At 59.0% G+C, this 17350-nt stretch carries 16 protein-coding genes; 9 read left to right on the top strand and 7 right to left on the bottom strand.

The features are described 5' to 3' along the window. Positions 1–32: 32 nt before the first annotated feature. Positions 33–1355 carry a 3-deoxy-D-manno-octulosonic acid transferase gene (locus tag ACR0DS_RS01540; protein WP_480557499.1) on the bottom strand — a complete coding sequence of 441 codons (1323 nt, stop codon included), beginning with the start codon at positions 1353–1355 and terminating at the stop codon, positions 33–35. A gap of 3 nt (positions 1356–1358) precedes the next feature. Then, on the bottom strand, positions 1359–2366 hold the full coding sequence (moaA, locus tag ACR0DS_RS01535; protein WP_267362895.1) for a GTP 3',8-cyclase MoaA: 1008 nt from the start codon (positions 2364–2366) through the stop codon (positions 1359–1361). A 90-nt stretch (positions 2367–2456) separates the two neighbouring features. Between moaA and ACR0DS_RS01530 the strand changes: the two genes are divergently transcribed. Then, a complete protein-coding gene (locus tag ACR0DS_RS01530) occupies positions 2457–2888 on the top strand; it encodes a hypothetical protein (protein ID WP_480557497.1) in 432 nt (143 codons plus the stop codon). Here ACR0DS_RS01530 and ACR0DS_RS01525 read toward each other — a convergent pair. From ACR0DS_RS01525 to glmU, 4 genes are read right to left on the bottom strand one after another with little or no spacing between them, the layout of a single operon-like run. After that, positions 2876–3562 (bottom strand): DNA alkylation repair protein, encoded by a 687-nt coding sequence (locus tag ACR0DS_RS01525; protein ID WP_480557495.1) that lies wholly within the window; start codon positions 3560–3562, stop codon positions 2876–2878. The two genes, ACR0DS_RS01530 and ACR0DS_RS01525, sit on opposite strands and share 13 nt — an antisense overlap. After that, positions 3556–4110, bottom strand: coding sequence for a pyridoxamine 5'-phosphate oxidase family protein (locus ACR0DS_RS01520; protein ID WP_480481799.1), 555 nt, complete (start codon positions 4108–4110; stop codon positions 3556–3558). The genes ACR0DS_RS01525 and ACR0DS_RS01520 overlap by 7 nt, the downstream gene beginning before the upstream one ends. A gap of 3 nt (positions 4111–4113) precedes the next feature. Then, complete coding sequence (glmS, locus tag ACR0DS_RS01515; protein ID WP_480506295.1) at positions 4114–5937, bottom strand: glutamine--fructose-6-phosphate transaminase (isomerizing); 1824 nt, start codon at positions 5935–5937, stop codon at positions 4114–4116. A 3-nt stretch (positions 5938–5940) separates the two neighbouring features. Then, on the bottom strand, positions 5941–7293 hold the full coding sequence (glmU, locus tag ACR0DS_RS01510; protein ID WP_480557494.1) for a bifunctional UDP-N-acetylglucosamine diphosphorylase/glucosamine-1-phosphate N-acetyltransferase GlmU: 1353 nt from the start codon (positions 7291–7293) through the stop codon (positions 5941–5943). Between the two features lie 134 nt (positions 7294–7427). Here glmU and ACR0DS_RS01505 point away from each other — a divergent pair, with 134 nt between their 5' ends. The 3 genes from ACR0DS_RS01505 to ACR0DS_RS01495 all read left to right on the top strand — a co-directional run bounded on the left by ACR0DS_RS01505 (position 7428) and on the right by ACR0DS_RS01495 (position 10657). Further along, positions 7428–8099, top strand: coding sequence for an HAD-IA family hydrolase (locus tag ACR0DS_RS01505; RefSeq protein WP_480557493.1), 672 nt, complete (start codon positions 7428–7430; stop codon positions 8097–8099). Between the two features lie 39 nt (positions 8100–8138). Further along, the gene (locus ACR0DS_RS01500; RefSeq protein ID WP_480476061.1) at positions 8139–9329 is read left to right on the top strand and encodes a DegT/DnrJ/EryC1/StrS family aminotransferase; all 1191 of its coding nucleotides are present in this window, start codon (positions 8139–8141) and stop codon (positions 9327–9329) included. A gap of 164 nt (positions 9330–9493) precedes the next feature. Continuing rightward, on the top strand, positions 9494–10657 hold the full coding sequence (locus tag ACR0DS_RS01495; protein ID WP_267362877.1) for an isovaleryl-CoA dehydrogenase: 1164 nt from the start codon (positions 9494–9496) through the stop codon (positions 10655–10657). A gap of 50 nt (positions 10658–10707) precedes the next feature. On the opposite strand, the gene ACR0DS_RS01490 is transcribed toward ACR0DS_RS01495, so the two are convergent. Continuing rightward, positions 10708–11313 (bottom strand): OmpW/AlkL family protein, encoded by a 606-nt coding sequence (locus ACR0DS_RS01490; protein ID WP_480476932.1) that lies wholly within the window; start codon positions 11311–11313, stop codon positions 10708–10710. Between the two features lie 136 nt (positions 11314–11449). On the opposite strand from ACR0DS_RS01490, the gene ACR0DS_RS01485 reads away from it, so the two are divergent. Genes ACR0DS_RS01485 through ACR0DS_RS01465 form a run of 5 tightly spaced genes read left to right on the top strand, consistent with a single transcriptional unit; the run spans position 11450 to position 17310 of the window. Then, positions 11450–12973, top strand: coding sequence for an AMP-binding protein (locus tag ACR0DS_RS01485; protein ID WP_480557492.1), 1524 nt, complete (start codon positions 11450–11452; stop codon positions 12971–12973). Beyond that, entirely contained in the window at positions 12970–13344 is a 375-nt protein-coding gene (locus ACR0DS_RS01480) for a hypothetical protein (protein WP_480481792.1), read from the top strand. Before ACR0DS_RS01485 ends, ACR0DS_RS01480 begins: the two co-directional genes overlap by 4 nt. Next, positions 13341–14948: a carboxyl transferase domain-containing protein gene (locus tag ACR0DS_RS01475; RefSeq protein ID WP_480486221.1), complete on the top strand. Its 1608-nt coding sequence runs from the start codon at positions 13341–13343 to the stop codon at positions 14946–14948. Before ACR0DS_RS01480 ends, ACR0DS_RS01475 begins: the two co-directional genes overlap by 4 nt. Position 14949: 1 nt before the next feature. Beyond that, a complete protein-coding gene (locus ACR0DS_RS01470) occupies positions 14950–15375 on the top strand; it encodes an ASCH domain-containing protein (RefSeq protein ID WP_480557490.1) in 426 nt (141 codons plus the stop codon). A 3-nt stretch (positions 15376–15378) separates the two neighbouring features. Next, a complete protein-coding gene (locus tag ACR0DS_RS01465) occupies positions 15379–17310 on the top strand; it encodes an acetyl/propionyl/methylcrotonyl-CoA carboxylase subunit alpha (protein WP_480557488.1) in 1932 nt (643 codons plus the stop codon). Positions 17311–17350: the final 40 nt, after the last annotated feature.

The raw sequence follows: 17350 nt of genomic DNA, 5'->3' as shown, positions 1-17350 counted from the left end.
GGGGGCTCTGCCCCCACACCCCCGGGATATTTCTAGCCAGATGAAGCGGGATCCTCTGCTTGCAGATCAAGCACCGTGCAGAGGGTTTCGACGACGGCATCCAAGGCGGTCGACTGCGTATTGACGCAGGATTGTGCAGCCCTTCGGGCGGCTTGAAGGGCATTCTGATCTGACAGCCAATGTGAAACGGCCTCAGAGAGGTCAGTGGATGTTTGGACCTCGACAGCGCCCTTGGCGTCGATCAGCGGGGCAAAGGTTTCTGCAAAGTTGAAATACCCCGAGCCGGTGATCACGGCGGCCCCGGCCTGAGCCGGTTCAAATGGGTTGTGTCCGCCAATCTCTTTCAGTGATCCCCCAAGGAAAACGATCGGGCAAAGCGCGTACCAGGTTCCGGTTTCGCCCAGTGTATCGGCAACATACACCTGCGTCGTGTCTGTGATCGGTGCGTTTTTTGACCGGAAGGACGCCTTGAGCCCGGCGTTGTTCAGAAGTTCTGCAACCTCGCCGCGTCGTTCGGGGTGGCGTGGGATCAGTAGCAGCAGAAGGTCGGGCCAATGCTGCAACAATGCCTTGTGGGCTGCCAGAACGCTGTCTTCTTCTCCGGCATGGGTGGAACTGGCGATCCAGACCGGTCTGGCAGCTAATTGCGCGCGAATGTCATCCAGCGTGTTCTGGTCCACAGGCAGAGGATCGGACATGGCCTTGAGGTTGGTGCCGGGCTGCACGCGTTGGGCAGGGGCACCCATGGCAATCAGGTCGGCAGCTGTTTTGTCGTTTTGCGTCAGGAACAGGCGAAACTTATTCAGAATAAACCTTGCTGTTTTAGGGCGCTTCTTCCATCCGGTGACAGATTTGTCCGACAATCGAGCATTCAGCAGAGCCAGTGGAATGTCGCGCCCTGCGCTTTCGACAATCAGCCGCGGCCAGATCTCGCTTTCGACGAAGATCCCGGCATCGGGTTGCCAATGGTCCAGAAAGCGTTGGACCGAGTTGGCTGTGTCAAGCGGCGGGTACTGGTGCCGGGTGCGGGGCGGCAAGCGCTTTTCGATCAGGGCCGCTGAGGTTGGCGTGCCTGAGGTGATCAGAAACTCGGATTTGGGAAGGCAGGTGCCCAGCCGATTGATCAGGGTGAGGACGGACAGGCTTTCGCCGACGCTGGCGGCGTGGAACCAGATCAACTGCCCTGCGGGGCGGGGCTGACTGGCATGGCCAAGACGTTCGTGCTGGCGGTTGGCTGCTACGCCCGCAGCCTCAAGTTTCTTTCGGACGGTTCTCCAGACCAGAGGTGCGGCCAGAGAGATCAGAGCGCAGTACAGGTAGTACAGCGCTGTGGGTCGGTCTTGGGGATCCGGCATGTATCAGCCGCCTGTATGGCTCATATGGCGGCTCATCCGGCCATCGACGGACTGGCGGGAATAGTCGAAGTCGTGACCTTTTGGTTTCAGGTTGATCGCCGCGCGGATGGCATCTTCAAGCGGCTGTTCTGTATCGGGGTGATCCCGCAATGCGCCGCGCAGATCAGCCATGTCCTCCTGCCCAAGACACATATAAAGCTCGCCAGTACAGGTCAGGCGCACGCGGTTGCAGCTTTCGCAGAAATTGTGGGACAGGGGCGTGATGAAGCCGATCTTCTGACCGGTTTCTTCCAGCCTGATATAGCGGGCCGGGCCGCCAGTGCGTTCGGCCAGATCCGTGATTGTGTAATGGTTTTCGTACTCTTTGCGCACGTCCTTGAGCGACCAGTACTGGTCCAGGCGATCCTCGTTGCCGATATCGCCCATCGGCATGACCTCGATCCAGGTCAGGTCCATGTCGCGCTCGGCGCACCATTCAGTGATCTTGGGCAGTTCGGGTTCGTTGAAACCCTTGAGCGCAACAGCATTGATCTTGATCCGCAGCCCAGCCTTTTGCGCCGCGTCGATGCCGTTCAGTACCTGTTTGAGGCGGCCCCAGCGTGTGACCTTGGCAAATTTGTCGTCATCCAGAGTGTCCAGGGATACATTCACACGGCGCACACCGGCGGCATAAAGATCTTCGGAAAAGCGATGCAATTGCGAACCGTTTGTCGTCAGCGTCAGCTCTTTCAACGCGCCGCTGTCCAAGTGGCGAGTCATGGCGTTGAAGAAAGTCATGATATTGCGACGAACCAATGGCTCACCGCCGGTAATGCGCAGTTTCTCGACGCCCATTCTTACAAAGGTCGAGCACATGCGATCCAGCTCTTCCAGCGTCAGAAGGTCTTTCTTGGGCAGAAAGGTCATGTTTTCGGACATGCAGTAGACGCAACGAAAATCACAGCGGTCCGTGACGGAGACGCGGAGATACGTGATAGCGCGGGCAAACGGGTCGATGAGCGGAGCAGACATGCGACATAGGTAAAGCTGTAACCTGCCTGCGACAAGTGCGAACTGCGCTTTGCACTGGATCACACCCGCATGGGGTTGTAGTTTCCGGGCATGAAAAAGGCATTTGTTTTTCTATGCGTTGTTTTGACCGGGTGCGACACTGTCCGGGCAACGAAGGAACGTGTGTTCGGGTCGGGGGACGAGGCGGCTGTGGCCGCATCGGATGTCGAAACTGCGCCAGTTGTCGCTGAGGAAGTTCTTCAGCCCGAGCCTGTTGCGGCACGCCCCAGTTGGGTCGGGGCCAAAACAACCATTGCCGGGCTTGGTGATCCGACCACGCCAGGACGCTGGATGCAGACGCCGCTGGTCGATAGCGAGGTAACGGCGCGGGTTGTTGTGCCCAGAACCGGCGCGCAGGCCTATATCACTCTGGTTCCTGCCGCAGGCCCGGAAAGTAGCGGCAGTCGCTTGTCGCTGGATGCCATGCGGGCCCTTCTGGTGCCATTAGACGAACTGGTCGAAGTCGCGGTTTATGCCGACTGACTTTTCAGGTATTTGGCTGCTTCGCGGCGGGCAAACGGTTTCATTCCATCACCGTGTTTGTCCAAAAAAGCGATCACGCGTTCGGGGTCGTGTTTGGACAGTTCCCGCAGCCACCAGGCGATTGATTTCTGAATGAACCAGTCGCGATCCGGGACATATCCGGCGGCCCAGCCGAGGATACGGTCGCGGCGTTGCAGGTCTTCGGGCTTGGGGTGGTTCTGTTTGGTCCAGGGCAGCGTTGCGACAAGGGCGGCGCGCCGGGTCCACATGTGATCGGACTGTGTCCACTGTTCGACGGCATCCAGCCTCTCGGGATCGGCCATCAGTCGTTTTTGTATCGCCATGCAGGCATGATCGGCGACGGCCCAGGCGTCAAAATCCGGTAGCCAGCTTTGAAGCAGGTCCCAAACCTGATCGTCGGGCCGGATGCGGGCCTGGGTCAGAAGCTTGGCCGCGGCAAGGCGCCCTTCGTGGATATCGGTTTGCCACAGCGCCCTGGCCAGCGTGACGCGTTTGTTCACATCCAGCTCTTGCCGCCATGTTTTGGTCAGATCGTTGAGAACCGGATTGGCGACACCCAGATAGACGCGATCCGCCTTGTGATAACTGGCCATCTGACCCGCACGTTCGGGGTCGGCATGGGCTTTGATCTGATCAAGAAAAGGGGTCAGCATTGGGGGCAGACCGGAGCGCCTGTCGGTTCGCCGTCAATCGTCTGGCTGTTCTTTTCGGCCCAATAAGACCGGATGTCGCCGTCCGTCTTGCCATCGACCCATTTCTGCATCGTGTCGCGGTCGGACTTGAATTCCATGAACGGCACTGCATACCCGCAAGAGGTCTGAACCATTTCGATCGACTGGTCATAGATCTGTCGCGCGCTGCGGTGGTTGGGGAAAAGATTGGCCAGTTCATCCCAGCCCTCATCTCTGACGTGCAGAGTGCGGGCTGTGCCATATGTGCGCAGGATCAGTGGGCGCGTGGTGAAGGAGCACCACATCAGTGTCATCCTGTTGACCTGCATCAGATGCCCCGCCGTCTCGTTGCCGCTGCCAGTCAGGTTCATCCAGACGATGCGGTTTGGCCCCAGCACCCGCAGCGAGTCCATACCTTTGGGCGAGATATTGACCTTTCCCTCGGTCCCGGCGGTGCCGACGAAGAACATATGCTGATCTTCGATGAACTTTTGATGCGCGTCATCAAGCCGGGGAAACTGTTTGGACATGGGTCACTCTACCGTCACTGATTTTGCCAGATTGCGCGGCTGGTCTACATCCGTCCCTTTGGCTACAGCTGTGTGATAGGCCAGCAACTGTGCGGGAACCGAATAAAGGATCGGCGCAAGACTGGTGTGAACATGCGGCATCCGGATCGTGCTCCAGACTCCGTCTCCGGCCTCGTCAATTCCATCATCATCAGACACAAGGATCACTTTGCCCTTGCGCGCCATCACTTCCTGCATGTTTGACACGGTCTTGTCGAACACCGTGTCTCGGGGCGCCATGACAACCACGGGCATATGTTTGTCGATCAGGGCGATGGGGCCATGTTTCAACTCTCCTGACGCATAACCTTCGGCGTGGATGTAGCTGATTTCCTTGAGCTTCAGCGCCCCTTCCATTGCCAGCGGATACATCAGGCCACGGCCCAGGAACAGAACGTCGCGCGCCTCGGACAGGCGTTGGGCCGCCTTGCGGATCGCCCGGTTCTGATCCAGTGCCGTGTTCAGCACGGTCGGCAATCCGCGCAGCGCAGCGGCATGATCGGCGATTTCCTCATCCGTCAGGGTGCCGCGATCTGTCGCCGCCTTGAGCGCGAGCATCAGCAAAACGCTTAGTTGACAGGTGAAGGCCTTGGTCGAAGCCACACCGATTTCAACGCCAGCATGGATCGGCAGGGCGATATCGCTTTCCCGAGCAATCGAACTTTCGGGGACATTGACGACAGAAACGATCTTGTCCGCCTTGCCCTCGCAATAGCGCAGCGCGGCCAGGGTGTCGGCGGTTTCGCCTGACTGACTGACAAACAGCGCCAGTGTGCGACCCGTGATCGGAGGTTCGCGATAGCGGAACTCGCTGGCGATATCGACTTCCACCGGCATCTTTGCCAGTTGCTCGAACCAGTATTTCGCAGTCAGGCAGGCATAAAACGCGGTGCCGCAGGCGACCATGGTCAGACGGTCCAGCTTGCTGAAATCCAGCTCGGCGTCGGGGAACACCACTCGATCACCGCCCGTGGGCAGGTAGGATCGGATGGCCTCGGCCACGACGATAGGCTGCTCAGCGATTTCCTTGGCCATGAAATGCTTATGCTCGCCCTTGTCGGCGCGCGCATGATCCAGCTTGATCTTGCGCTTTTCCCGGTTGGCCAGTTCACCGGCTTCGTTGCGGATTTCCAGCGATGTTCGGGTCAGAACTGCGCGGTCGCCTTCTTCAAGATAAGTGATCTGGTTGGTTAGCGGCGCAAGGGCAATGGCGTCCGAGCCCACATACATCTCACCATCGCCGTGGCCGATGGCCAGGGGTGATCCTTTGCGGGCCGCTACAATCAGGTCATCCTCACCATCGAAAAGGAATGCAAGGGCGAAAGCACCTTCCAACTTGTCGATAGTCTTGAAGGCGGCCTCGACCGGGGACATGCCTGTGTTGAGGTGATGTTCCGTCATCAGCGCGACGGTTTCAGTGTCGGTTTCGGTCTTGAAGGCGACACCGTGTTTGGCCAGTTCCGCCCTCAGGTCGCGGTAGTTTTCGACAATTCCGTTGTGAACCACGGCCACCGGGCCCGCCTTGTGGGGATGCGCGTTGTTTACGGATGGCGCACCATGTGTGGCCCAGCGGGTGTGACCAATGCCGGATTTACCGGGCAGCGGATCATGCACCAACAGATCGCTGAGGTTGACCAGTTTGCCGACCGCACGCCGACGACCCAGGACACCGTCATTAACGGTTGCAATCCCGGCGCTGTCATAGCCGCGATATTCCAGCCGTTTCAGGGCTTCTACCAGAATAGGGGCCGCTTCATGCTGCCCCAAGACACCTACAATTCCACACATATCTCAGGCCTCGTTATCGCGGCGAGCCTTCTTCGCCTTCAACATATCAAACAGTTTTCGCGCGTAGCCGGGTTTGTTTTCCTGCTTGGCGCGCGCCACGGCCAACGCCTCGGGCGCTACGTCTTTGGTCACCACTGTGCCTGTCGCTGTCATTGCGCCATCGCCCACAGTGACCGGGGCAACGAGCATGGTGTTGGAGCCGATAAAGACATTCGCACCAATGGTGGTCTTGTGCTTCATCACGCCATCATAGTTGCAGGTGATTGTTCCCGCGCCGATATTCGTCGCAGCACCCACTGATGCGTCCCCGATATAGCTGAGGTGGTTGACCTTCGCGCCTTCGGCAATTTCTGCATTCTTGATCTCGACGAAATTGCCAACCCGCGTGTTTTCGGCCAGTTCCGCGCCGGGGCGCAGCCGCGCGTAGGGGCCGACAATGGCGCCGCGACTGACATGGCACCCTTCCAGATGGGAAAAGGCCCGGATGGTTGCACCGCTTTCGACGGTCACTCCGGGGCCGAAGACCACGTTGGGTTCGATTACTGTGTCACGCCCAATCACAGTGTCTGCGGACAAGTATACCGTATCCGGTGCCATTAATGTGACACCCATATCCAGCAGTTCTTCCCGCGCGCGCGCCTGAAACACCGCGTCGGCGGCGGCCAGATCAGCGCGAGAGTTCACGCCCAGCGTCTGGGCTTCGTCACAGGCGACGGCGGTTACGTTCAGACCGCGGTTGCGGGCGATCTCAACTACGTCTGTCAGGTAGTATTCGCCTGAGGCATTGTTGTTTTTTACGGCGTCAATCAGCGAAAAAAGCAACTGGGCATCACAAGCTAAAAGGCCCGAGTTGCAAAATGTTATGGCGCGCTCTTCATCTGATGCGTCTTTGAATTCGACAATGCGTTCCAACGTGTCGCCATTCATGACCAACCGGCCATAGCGGGCCGGATCAGCCGCATCGAACCCAAGGATGACCAGGTCATTTCGGGATCGAGCCTCGACCATCCGTTCCAGCGTGTCGGGTTGTAAAAACGGGGTGTCGCCGTAAAGAACCACGATATCACCGTCGAACCCGTCCAGTGCTGTCCTGGCCTGACCGACCGCGTGGGCCGTACCCAACTGTTCTTCCTGAACGGTTATCCGGGCATCTTCGTCTTCGTCCTGAGCAACCTTTGCTACAGCCTCGGACCCGTGGCCGGTAACGATCACCGTACGTTCGGGCGACAGGACAGACCCGGCGCGCATCGCGTGAACAAGCATCGGAGCCTGAGCGATGGGATGCAGGACTTTGGGAAGATCCGAATTCATCCTGGTGCCTTTTCCGGCGGCAAGGATGACAAGGGCAATGGTCATGAAATCGTTTTCTCTTTGTGTTTTGTTGCCGACCGTTTTATCCGCTGGGGGCAAAGGCGCAAGCTGTTCGGCCATCAAACAAGATTGCCGATTGAAACAGGACACGGCGAAAACCTGCCGAAACAGGAGGCAACATGCGGACCGTCATCTTCGATCTGGACGGCACTTTGGCGGATACATCAGGCGATTTGCTGGCGGCAGCGAACCATTGTTTCCGCGAAATGGGGCATGGTGATGTGCTGGTCCATGGGCAGGATGCAGGCATCGCGCTGCGTGGCGGGCGCATGATGTTAACCCAAGGGCTGAAACGCGTTGGAGCTTACGACGAGGACACCGTTCAGGCCTATTATCCGGTTCTGCTTGAGGCTTACGCGCAAGATATCAACACCCACACAAGTTTCTATCCGGGAGCGTTGCAGGCCGTCGAGATGCTGAGTAACGCGGGCTACGGTGTCGGCATTTGCACCAACAAGCCGGAACATCTGGCCGAATTGTTACTGACGCGCATGGGAGTGCGGGATCGTTTTGCCTCGTTGGTAGGTGCGGATACGCTGCCGGTGCGCAAGCCGGACCCGGCCCCTCTGCGCGAGGCTGCGCGACGGGCCGGGGGAGATCCAGCCTGGTGCGTGCTGATCGGAGATTCGGATACCGACCGCTATACCGCCCGAGCGGCAGGGGTCCCATCGGTTTTGGTGACTTTCGGGCCGTCAGGGGAGGACATGGCAGCGCTGGAGCCCGAAGCCCTGCTGCATCACTTTGACGACTTGCCCGATCTTGTGCCTGATCTGATCGGTGCGGCAGCCTGAAACCTTGACCGGACCCTGTCGGAGATCCAGAAAAAGACCATGACGGAAACATTCATTGGTAATTTCACGCAGCAGGAACCCCTTCCAGACGACGCAATCGAGGCAGCGCTGGCTGTCCTGCGTCACGGGCGGCTGCATCGCTATAACGTGGTCCCCGGTGAGTTGGGGGAAACGGCCCTGTTGGAACAGGAGTTTGCTGCACAGATGGGGGCCAAGTATTGCTTGGCGGTTTCCTCTGGCGGTTATGCGCTTGCCACCGCGTTGCGGGCCGTCGGTGTGCAGCCGGGCGACCCGGTTCTGACCAATGCGTTCACTCTGGCTCCGGTGCCGGGATCAATTGCATCGGTCGGAGCGCGGGCGATCTTTGTCGGCGTCACCGAAAACCTGACCATCGATCTGGAGGATCTTGAGGGCAAACTGGATCAGGCCCGTGTCCTGATGCTCAGCCATATGCGCGGGCATCTGTGTGACATGGATCGTCTGATGCAGATGTGTGACGCGGCAGGCGTTATCGTGATCGAGGACTGCGCACACACGATGGGCGCGGCCTGGCGTGGTCAGTTGTCGGGGCGGCAGGGGGCGATCGGGTGTTATTCCTGCCAGACCTATAAGCACGTGAACTCGGGCGAGGGCGGTTTGCTGGTTACTGATGACGCGGAACTGGCGGCCAAGGCCACAATGCTGTCGGGGTCATACATGCTGTATGAACGCCATCTGGCAGCGCCGGGACCTGAAGTGTTCGAGCGGATAAAGTACACCACACCCAATGTGTCCGGTCGCATGGACAATTTGCGTGCCGCCATCCTACGCCCTCAGTTGCGGGATCTGGACCGGCAGGTGACACGGTGGAACGAGCGCTATCGCGAGATCGAGACCGGGCTGCGCGGCACTCCGGGCCTGACGATTGTCGAGCGACCCGAAGAGGAAACCTATGTCGGGTCTTCGATCCAGTTCCTGCTGTTGGATTGGTCGCCTGAGCGGATAGCCGACGTTATCAGCCGTTGCGCCGCGCGTGGGGTCGAGATCAAATGGTTTGGCGGGGCTGAGCCAACAGGGTTCACGTCGCGCTATGACAGCTGGAGATATTTTGAAAGCGAACGAATGCCGGAAAGTGATCGTGTTCTGGCAGGCATCATGGATATGCGTGTGCCGCTGACCTTTTCACTGGAGGATTGCCAAGTGATCGCGCGCATCATCCGAGCCGAAGTGGGCGCAGTTTATCAATCCTAGCAAAACAGAGTGCGCTTTCAGCGCGCACTCGACCCTTGAGAGCGCCGCCCGGTTTGGGCGGCGTTTCGCGTTTTGGTCCGGGCTTTCACAAAGATTGACCGAAGACAGATTCGCTGTTAGAGATTTATTGAACACTTGTTCATTAATGCGGAGGGAGGACACAGATGTTCATGGCCACGATGAAGTTTGATCTGGGTGAGGATGTGAACGCCCTGCGCGAGATGGTGCATCGGTGGGCGCAGGAGCGTGTCAAGCCGATGGCGGCTGAGATTGATGCCAAGAACAGCTTTCCGAATGAACTGTGGAAAGAAATGGGAGAGCTTGGTCTTTTGGGTGTCACCGTGCCAGAAGAATACGGCGGTGCGGGCATGTCCTATTTGGCGCATACAATTGCTGTCGAAGAAGTTGCGCGCGCTTCTGCCTCGGTTTCGCTGTCTTATGGGGCGCATTCCAACCTGTGTGTGAACCAGATCAAGCTGAACGGTACGGAAGAGCAGAAACAGAAATACCTGCCGCGCCTAGTATCGGGAGAACATGTGGGTGCGCTGGCGATGTCGGAACCTTCCGCAGGTTCGGACGTGGTGTCGATGAAGCTGCGGGCGGAAAAACGCAACGACCATTACCGACTGAACGGCAACAAGTACTGGATCACAAACGGGCCAGACGCGGATACACTGGTGGTTTATGCCAAGACAGACCCCGATGCCGGATCGAAGGGTATTACTGCATTTCTGATTGAAAAAGAGATGAAGGGTTTTTCGACTTCACCCCATTTCGACAAGTTGGGGATGCGCGGGTCGAACACGGCTGAACTGATCTTTGAAGATGTCGAAGTGCCGTTCGAGAACGTATTGGGAGAAGAGGGCAAGGGCGTAGCCGTGCTCATGTCAGGTCTGGACTATGAGCGCGTGGTTCTGGCCGGGATCGGAACCGGCATCATGGCCGCCTGTCTGGATGAGGTGATGCCGTATCTGGCCGAGCGCAAGCAATTCGGCAAACCGATTGGCAGCTTCCAACTGATGCAGGGCAAGATTGCCGACATGTATACCGCGATGAACTCGGCACGGGCCTATGTCTATGAGGTGGCCAAGGCCTGTGATCGAGGAGACGTCACTCGGCAGGACGCAGCGGCGTGCTGTCTTTACGCATCCGAACAGGCGATGGTTCAGGCGCATCAGGCGGTTCAGGCGCTGGGCGGGGCAGGGTTTCTGTCGGATGCACCGGTCAGTCGGATTTTCCGGGACGCCAAGCTGATGGAGATCGGCGCAGGCACCAGCGAGATTCGACGGATGCTGATCGGCCGGGAAATGATGAACGAAATGCGCTGAGTGAAGACGCCCCGCAGACGAGGTTACAGCGGGGCGTTTCGATCAAAGGATCAGAAGCGATGAACGTAGGAAATACCGACCAGCCAAGGGTCGATGTTTGCAGTGCCAATATCGGCTCCGTTCAGCGTGACGTCCGAGTCGATGTCGAACCAGCGTACATTCAGACGGACTGCACCTTTGTCGGTGATCATATAGTCGAGACCGGCTTGCAGCGATACGCCGAAGGAATCATCGACCTTGAGGTTGCCAAGGGCAGATTGCTCGTCAAAGAAGATGGTATAGTTCAGACCGGCACCGACATAGGGCTTCCAGGCGCTATTGGTCGGGAAGTGATAGTTCAGCGACAAGGTGGGCGGCAGATGCTTGACGCTGCCAGCGTCCACGCTTCCACCCAAGGTGACGTTATGTTTGAACGGGGTCGCGGCCAGAAGCTCGATCCCCAGATTGTCTTGGATGAAATACTCGGCGGTGAAGATCGGGCGCGTATCCGAGTCGATATCGGCGCCAAGGCCGGCCAGTGTTCCGTTGTTGGATTTCGGGTCCAGGTACCCCACACCGATGCCGAGCGTCCAATCCCCCTGAGATTGGGCAAACGCAGGAGCAGCCAGAGCCACCAACGCGGTGGAAAGGGTCAATGCGGCGAGTTTCTTGGTCATTGTCTTGCCTTTGGTTCTGTTGATGACCTTGGTGTTGCAGCGATTGGAACTGCCCACTCTGATCTGCATCAAGTTTATGTGAAGGAGTTGGGTGCAGTTGAACCTCGAAGTGCAGGAAATATAGGGAAAATTCGCCGTGCTAACCGCTGAGCGCATACCGGGTTTGCGCCCGGATGGAGGCTGGGATCTGCCGGACAGGCTGAACATGGCGCAGCAGTGCCTGCGGCATGCGGGGGACCGGGTCGCGCTGATCGATTTGACCGGACCTGACCCGCAGCACATCAGCTTTGCGCAGCTGTCGCAAATGACAGACGGAATAGCCCGCGCATTATTGCGCCATGTGCAACCCGGTGATCGCGTCGGAGTGTTGTTGAGCCAGTCGCCATGGTGCGCGGCGGCCCATCTGGCGATCTGGAAGGTCGGCGCGGTGTCGGTCCCTTTGTTCAAACTGTTCAAGCAGGACGCGCTGCGGTCGCGGGTCAGTGACGCAGGTGCCGGGATTGTACTGACCGACGCCGAAGGGGCTGATCTGTTGGGTGATCTGGCCATGCCCTTGATTGCATCGGTGATTGGCGAAGATGGCCCCGCTGTAACATTCGCCACGACCGGCCCTGACGATCCGGCTGTGTTGATCTATACCTCGGGCACAACCGGCAGCCCGAAGGGCGCGCTGCATGGACACCGGGTCCTGACCGGTCATTTGCCAGGCGTTTCGATCAGCCATAATCACTTGCGCGAAGGCGACTGTCTTTGGACCCCGGCGGATTGGGCGTGGATCGGCGGGTTGTTCGACGTGCTGATGCCGGGTCTTGCGCTGGGCATTCCTGTTGTCGCGGCACGGCTTGAGAAATTCACCCCCGAGGCCTGCGCTGACATCATCGCGCGTGGCGGGGTGCGGAACGTCTTTTTCCCACCAACGGCGCTGCGAATGCTCAAGGCAGCAGATCAGGTGATCCCCGGTCTGCGCTCGGTCGCGTCCGGGGGTGAACCGCTGGGTGCCGAAATGCTGGCATGGGGACAGAAGGCCTTTGGTCTGACGATCAACGAGTTTTACGGCCAGACCGAGTGCAACATGGTCGTATCCTCCTGCGCCGAAGATTTCCCTGTGCGCCCCGGCTGTATCGGCCAACCGGTGCCGGGGCATGAGGTTGCGGTGATTGATGAGGACGGAAACCCGACCGGGGACGAGGGCGACGTCGCCATCCGGCACGGCTCGGCCTCGATGCTGCTGGAATACTGGAACCGCCCCGAAGCGACCGCAGACAAGTTTCGCGGCGACTGGCTGATCACCGGCGACCGCGGCGTGTGGGAGGGCGACTATCTGCGATTTGTCGGTCGGGACGATGACGTGATTACCTCCGCCGGGTATCGCATTGGCCCAGCTGAGATCGAGGATTGCCTGCTGACCCACCCGGCGGTGGCGACGGTAGGCGTGGTCGGAAAACCTGACCAGCTGCGGACCGAGATCGTCAAGGCTTATGTAGTGTTGAAGACGGGTGCTGAGGCCACGGAGCGCGAGTTGCAGGACTGGGTCAAAGACCGTCTGGCGCATTATTCGTATCCGCGCGAGGTGGCGTTTCTGGAGGAGCTGCCGATGACGGTGACGGGGAAGGTGATCCGAAAGGAACTGAAGGCGCGGGCGGCGGGGGAATTGAAATGAATAAGATTCTGCGGCGTCTGTCAGGGTTAAAGTGCCCTAAATGTGGGGTGCCGCAGCCCTTGAGTGTTTTGAACACTATGGTTGGCAGTGAGGAGTACGTGCCAGCTGTAAGGTGTGGTAACTGCGAAGCTTGGCTGCGCGTTAAGTCCAAGAATGGGGTTTTTCATTTCTTACTATTGCTTTTTCTGATGACGCTGCCTTTGCCATTCTTGGCACTGGATGAGATTAGTATCAATTTGAACAACCCTGAAGGGCTGTTCAATTGGCCCCTCTCGTCTTCTGCAAAGAGCGTAATCTTCTACATAATTTACTTCGCAGTGGTGGTCTTGCCCATAAGTAATCGGGCATTGAAGGTGGATATCTACAAATGAAACTCACATCCAAAGCCATGCCCGGCTCCGAGGGCTTCAAGACAAACCGCACCGCTCATCTCGATGCGCTGGCGCAAATCTCTGCTGCTGCCGAAGCAGCCCGCATGGGCGGGGGCGAGAAATCCCGCGCGCGGCATGAATCCCGAGGAAAGATGCTCCCCCGACGACGGGTGGCGAACCTGCTTGATCCGGGGTCGCCGTTCCTTGAAATCGGGGCGACAGCGGCACATGGGATGTATGGCGATGCAGCACCTTGTGCCGGGGTCATCGCGGGGATTGGCCGGGTGCAGGGGCGCGAAGTCATGGTGGTGTGTAACGATGCCACCGTGAAGGGCGGCACCTATTATCCGATGACCGTCAAGAAGCACCTGCGCGCGCAGGAGATTGCCGAGGAAAACAATCTGCCGTGCATCTATCTGGTCGACAGTGGCGGCGCGAACCTGCCCAATCAGGATGAGGTGTTCCCAGACCGCGACCACTTTGGGCGTATCTTCTACAATCAGGCGCGGATGAGCGCGAAGGGTATCCCTCAGATTGCCGTGGTGATGGGATCATGCACGGCGGGTGGAGCCTATGTTCCTGCAATGTCCGATGTGACGATCATCGTAAAGGAACAGGGCACAATCTTTCTGGCAGGGCCACCATTGGTCAAAGCTGCGACGGGTGAGGTTGTCAGCGCCGAGGATCTGGGTGGCGGCGATGTGCACACACGCCTGTCGGGTGTGGCAGATTATCTGGCCGAAGATGATGCACATGCGCTGGCATTGGCGCGGCGGGCTGTCGGGTCATTGGGGGGTGCCGGGCTGAAGCCCGGCCTACGGTTCGACGCACCCGAGGAGCCTGCTTATGATCCGGAGGAAATTCTGGGAGTTGTTCCCGCCGACCTGCGCACGCCCTATGACATCCGTGAAGTGATTGCGCGGCTTGTCGATGGGTCGCGGTTTGATGAGTTCAAACCCCGGTTTGGCGAGACACTGGTCACCGGCTTTGCCCATGTCAAAGGGTGTCCCGTCGGGATCATTGCCAACAATGGGGTGTTGTTCTCGGAGGCCGCGCAAAAGGGCGCGCATTTCGTTGAGCTGTGTTCGCAGCGCAAAACGCCCCTGGTCTTCTTGCAGAACATCACCGGCTTCATGGTCGGCCGCAAATACGAGAACGAGGGGATCGCCCGCCACGGCGCCAAGATGGTGACGGCAGTTGCAACGACGAGCGTTCCCAAGATCACGATGCTGGTGGGCGGCTCGTTCGGGGCCGGGAACTATGGCATGGCTGGACGCGCCTATCAGCCGCGGTTCCTGTGGACATGGCCGAATTCGCGGATTTCGGTGATGGGGGGCGAGCAGGCAGCCGGTGTTCTGGCCACCGTCAGGCGCGATGGGATCGAACGACAGGGCGGCACCTGGTCGGCCGAGGAAGAGGCCGAGTTTAAACGTCCGACACTGGAGATGTTCGAAGAGCAATCGCACCCGCTTTATGCCTCGGCCCGTCTCTGGGATGACGGCATCATCGACCCGCGCAAAAGCCGCGATGTGCTCGCCTTGTCTCTGAGCGCCGCACTGAACGCCCCGATAGAGGAGACACGTTTCGGCGTGTTCAGGATGTAAGATGAACGTTTCATTGAATGACGTCATGGCACGCTATCCGGGTGCCCAGACTTTCAAGTTTGGTGACAATGCCCGGCTGAGTGCTGAGCTTCTGGCTCTGGTACGATCAGGGCGGAAAACGGCAACCTGCGGTGCGTTGCGCGACTATCCCGAAGGTAGCCCTGACACTCCTGTGGTCGGTCGGAGAGATATTGCGCTGGAATGGGACGACCGTCCGGCCTTGGTGATCGAAACGGTCGAGGTCTCGACCTGCCGATACTGCGACGTAACCGAGGATTTCGCGTTGGCAGAGGGCGAAAATGAAACGCTTGAGGGATGGAGAGAGGGGCATCGCCAGTATTTCGAACGCAATGGCGGATTTGATCCCGAGATGGTGCTGCTGTGCGAACGATTTCGCCTTGTCGAAGATCTGGCGGTTGAGGGGTAAGCTATGTTCAACAAAATCCTGATTGCCAACCGGGGCGAGATTGCTTGCCGGGTTATGGAAACCGCTCAGAAGATGGGCGTATCTTGCGTTGCTGTTTATTCCGATGCGGACGCTGCGGCCAAGCATGTGCAGATGGCGGATGAGGCCCTTCATATCGGTGGCCCCGCCCCGGCGGAAAGCTATCTGAAGGGCGATGTGATTATTCAGGCTGCGCTGGATACGGGCGCGCAGGCGATCCATCCCGGTTATGGCTTCCTGTCAGAGAACCCCGATTTCGTTGACGCGGTCGAGGCCGCGGGTTTGACCTTTATCGGCCCATCAGCGGATGCGATCCGCAAAATGGGCCTCAAGGATGCGGCCAAGGTGTTGATGGAACAGGCTGGCGTGCCCGTGGTGCCCGGCTATCACGGCGACAATCAGGATCCCGAACACTTGGCGGGTGCGGCTGATGCGATTGGGTATCCGGTGCTGATTAAGGCCGTTGCAGGCGGCGGCGGTAAAGGTATGCGTCTGGTCGAACGCCCCAAGGATTTCCGTTCCGCATTGGACAGCGCACGCGGCGAAGCCAAAACCGCTTTTGGCAATGACGCAGTGCTGGTCGAGAAATTCGTGGCCAAACCCCGCCATATCGAAGTGCAGGTATTTGGTGACGGTACCCATGCGGTGCATTTGTTCGAACGCGATTGCTCGTTGCAACGCCGCCATCAGAAAGTGATCGAAGAGGCACCAGCCCCGGGCATGACTTCTGAGATGCGGGAGGCGATGGGGCAGGCCGGTGTGCGCGCCGCCGAGGCGATCGGGTACAAGGGTGCAGGCACGGTGGAGTTCATCGTTGATGCCTCGGACGGGCTGCGCCCCGACAGATTCTGGTTCATGGAGATGAACACCCGCCTGCAGGTGGAACACCCGGTTACAGAGGCCATCACCGGCATCGATCTGGTGGAATGGCAGTTGCGCGTTGCGGCAGGAGAGAGCCTTCCCAGGCATCAGGATGATCTGTCGATCTCGGGTCACGCCTTCGAAGCCCGGCTTTATGCCGAGGACGTGCCGAAAGGATTCTTGCCGGCGACAGGTACACTGACCCATCTGGTTTTCCCGGCCAACTGCCGTGCGGATAGTGGCGTTCGCGCAGGCGACACGATCAGCCCCTGGTATGACCCGATGATTGCCAAAGTGGTGGTGCACGGTCCGACCCGCGCCGTCGCCCTTGAGACGTTGAACCGAGTGCTGAGGGAGACCGAAGTGGCGGGCACCGTTACGAATCTCGCCTTTCTGGGCGCGCTGACCCGCCATAACGGATTTGCCTCGGGCGATGTAGATACGGGCCTGATCGGGCGCGATCTTGACGGGTTGGTGCAGGAATCGCCGACTTCGGCCACAACCGCTGTTGCGGCTGCGATGACCGCACTGAATCTGGTGGATGTCGCGCCTGACACCGGGTTTTCCCTATGGGCTCCGTTGCATCGGGCGGTGCAGCTGTCCGATCAGGGAGAGATTCTTGATCTTGACGTGCAGGTCGATGGTCCGGATCGCCAGCTTTGGCAGCTGGGCGAACACCGTGTCGTGGCCGAGCGGGTCTCGGGGCGGTGGGCGCTGAGCGGCGCACCGATGCCCCGGGTGGCTGTCAGCGGAACAACTTTGACCGTATTTACTGACTATGGTCGCAGTTTCGACGTTATAGATCCGCTTGACCGGGATGCCAGCGCGACGGGTGACACCAACGTGATTGAGGCGCCGATGCCGGGTCTGGTCAAGGCAGTCTTTGCCACCGCGAGGCAGACCGTTCAAGAAGGCGACCGTTTGGCTATTCTCGAAGCGATGAAGATGGAGCATTCGTTACTAGCCGCGCGAGATGGTGTGGTGGCCGAGGTGCTGGTCGAAGATGGCGCGCAGGTCGAGGCTGGGGCGGCTTTGGTGCGTTTGGAAGAAGAGTGATCTGTACCCGCGCGGTTTGACGTGGCACGGTCGCGCGATC

It is taken from the genome of Ruegeria sp. AF5 (assembly GCF_056541905.1).
This window is presented reverse-complemented; position numbering and strand designations above follow the sequence as displayed.